Source organism: Mycobacterium sp. 1245852.3 (assembly GCF_001669335.1).
Taxonomy (GTDB): Bacteria; Actinomycetota; Actinomycetes; order Mycobacteriales; family Mycobacteriaceae; genus Mycobacterium; species Mycobacterium europaeum_A.
Genome location: NZ_LZLL01000031.1, coordinates 1 through 2496, shown reverse-complemented (window position 1 = coordinate 2496; position 2496 = coordinate 1). Strand labels below are relative to the sequence as shown.

Below are 2496 nucleotides of genomic sequence, written 5' to 3'. Positions count from 1 at the left end.
TGCACACCATCGGCGACACCTCGGCCAGGCCGTACTTCTCGGCACACGCCAGCAGGGTGGCCAGCACGCCCGTATCCTGCGGGCGCCCGTCGTCGTCGGCCAGCCACACCCAATCGGCGCCCTGGGCCAGCGCGTGCAGCATGCCGAGTGCGAAACCCCCTGCGCCGCCCAGGTTTCGGCGCGAAGCCAGATAGGTGGTGGGGATAGGCTGGCCGGCCACCAGGTCGCGCACCCGGCCGTCGCCGGAAAAATCGTTGTCCACCACGATCAGGTGATCGGGCAGCCGGGTCTGCGTGCTCAGGACATCGAGCGACTTGGCCAGCTCGTCGGGGCGCCGATGGGTGACGACGACGGCGAAGACGGTCTCACTCATCCCCGGATGCTCTTTGGGCCAGGGGTGTCTCGACCCGACTCGCTTGCTGCGTCTCTTCCAGCACCTCGCGGACGTGCCGGGCCGCGTCTTCGCCTTCGTACGCGCGCACCACGTCCTCGATGCCGCCCGACATGCGGATGATGCCGTGATCGATCCACATCGCCGTCTTGCACAACCGGGCCAGGAATTCGTTGGAATGGCTGGCGAACACCAGGATTCCGGAGCGCTCCACCAGACTCTGCAACCGCGACTGCGCCTTCTTCAAGAAGTCGGCGTCCACCGCGCCGATGCCCTCGTCGAGCAGCAGGATCTCGGGGTCGATGCTGGTGACCACGCCCATCGCCAGCCGAACCCGCATGCCGGTGGAATAGGTGCGCAGCGGCATCGACAGGTAGTCGCCCAGTTCGGTGAACTCGGCGATCTCATCGACCTTGGACAGCATCTGCTTTCGCGTCTGGCCCAGGAACAGGCCGCGAATGATGATGTTCTCGTAGCCGGAGATCTCGGGGTCCATGCCGACCCCGAGATCGAAGACCGGCGCGACCCGGCCGGTGACCGTCGCCCATCCGCGGGTGGGTTCGTAGATGCCCGAAAGTAGGCGCAGCAGAGTCGATTTGCCCGCGCCGTTGTGGCCCACCAGCCCCACCCGGTCGCCCAGCTCGAGGGACATGGTGATGTCGCGCAACGCTTCGACCACAACGACGTTGGAGCTGTTGCGGCCGATCGTGCCGCCGGCCTTGCCGAGGAAGGCCTTCTTCAACGAACGCGACTTCGCATCGAAGATGGGAAATTCCACCCATGCGTTGTGCGTCTCGATGTGAGGACCCGACACCGTCAACTACTCGAGTTCGCTTACAGGTACTGACCGTGCCCGGGCGCGCCGCCCGGCTTACCCATGCCCGGCGGCAGCGCGCCCTGGCGCATCTTTTCCAGCTGCGCGCGGGCGGCCATCTGCTGGGCGAACAGCGCGGTCTGGATGCCGTGGAACAGTCCTTCCAGCCAGCCGACCAACTGTGCCTGCGCGATCCGCAATTCGGCGTCGGACGGCGCCGCGTCCTCGTTGAAGGGCAGGGTCAGGCGGTCCAGCTCCTCGCGCAGCTCCGGTGCCAGGCCCTCCTCCAGTTCCCGGATGCTGGTCGCGTGGATCTCGCGCAGCCGGTTACGGCTGGCCTCGTCGAGCGGTGCGGCGCGCACCTCCTCGAGCAGTTGCTTGATCATGGTCCCGATCCGCATCACCTTGGCGGGCTGCTCGACCAGATCGGTCAGGGAACGCTCGTCGGCGCCGTCGTCCTCGGCCAGTGCCATCATCCGCGGGTCGACGCCGCCGATGATCTCGACGCCGTCGTCATCGTTGCGGGTACTCAACTCTTCACCATCCTTTGTGGACTATGAGTGGGGCGTCGCGCCGTTTCCGCGCCATTCATAAATTCGGGCACCACCATTGTCGTAGATCAGCGCCCACGACTTCGACTTATCCAGTGACACTAGTCCTTCGGGTACGGCGAACCCCCGGACAGTCGGCGAGCTCGTGTAGATGTACCGAATATTGAGCGCTTTAATCGCCTCGAGGACCCGCGGATCTGAATCGCCTTTGCGGGCCGAGGTCCAGAAAATGTACCGGTTGGGACCCGGGCCCATCTGTTGCGGGTAGTCGTAGTGCGTCCACAGCGGATGCAGATCGGCGACGGCGTACATCCAGGCCGTGCCGTCGGTGTTGGCGTTGCCGATCAACGTCTCGTGCGCGCCGGGCAGCTTGGCCAGATAGGCCATCGCCATCAGATCGCGCTGGTCGATCATCACCGAGTCGTACTTGTCGCCGAACAACACGATGTGCCGATAGAGGTAGTGACGCCCGGTGAGCACGGTGGCCACCACCAGCAGCGCCGCGGTGGCGGCGATCCACACCGGGACCGGCCCCAGGCGCCGATCGCTGGCCAGGGACGGTCTGACCCTGGCGGCCACTCGTTTCGCGACGCCCACGACGCCGACGACGATCGTGAACAGCGCGACGCCGGCCATCGGCTCGAGCAGCAGGGTGATGGCCGCCGAGACCCGGCGCGGATCTTTGTAGAAGAACTCGCCGAACATCCCGGCCACCGCGCCGACCGGACCGCCGAGCGGCG

At 66.1% G+C, this 2496-nt stretch carries 4 protein-coding genes; all 4 read right to left on the bottom strand.

Features of this window, described 5'->3' with window-relative positions; translation table 11 throughout:
* Positions 1–373 (bottom strand): glycosyltransferase (locus A9W96_RS01385; protein WP_156765072.1); only part of this gene is annotated, 373 nt, incomplete at its 3' end.
* A complete protein-coding gene (locus A9W96_RS01380) occupies positions 366–1205 on the bottom strand; it encodes an ABC transporter ATP-binding protein (RefSeq protein ID WP_067137515.1) in 840 nt (279 codons plus the stop codon). The genes A9W96_RS01385 and A9W96_RS01380, both read right to left, overlap by 8 nt.
* Positions 1206–1225: 20 nt before the next feature.
* On the bottom strand, positions 1226–1681 hold the full coding sequence (locus A9W96_RS01375; RefSeq protein ID WP_231998015.1) for a bacterial proteasome activator family protein: 456 nt from the start codon (positions 1679–1681) through the stop codon (positions 1226–1228).
* A gap of 78 nt (positions 1682–1759) precedes the next feature.
* Positions 1760–2496 (bottom strand): DUF6541 family protein (locus tag A9W96_RS01370; protein ID WP_369830811.1); only part of this gene is annotated, 737 nt, incomplete at its 5' end.

Bases quoted from the DNA above. Each gene is read 5' to 3' on its own strand.
- A9W96_RS01375 (WP_231998015.1), bottom strand. From the start codon at position 1,681: ATGATGGCACTGGCCGAGGACGACGGCGCCGACGAGCGTTCCCTGACC.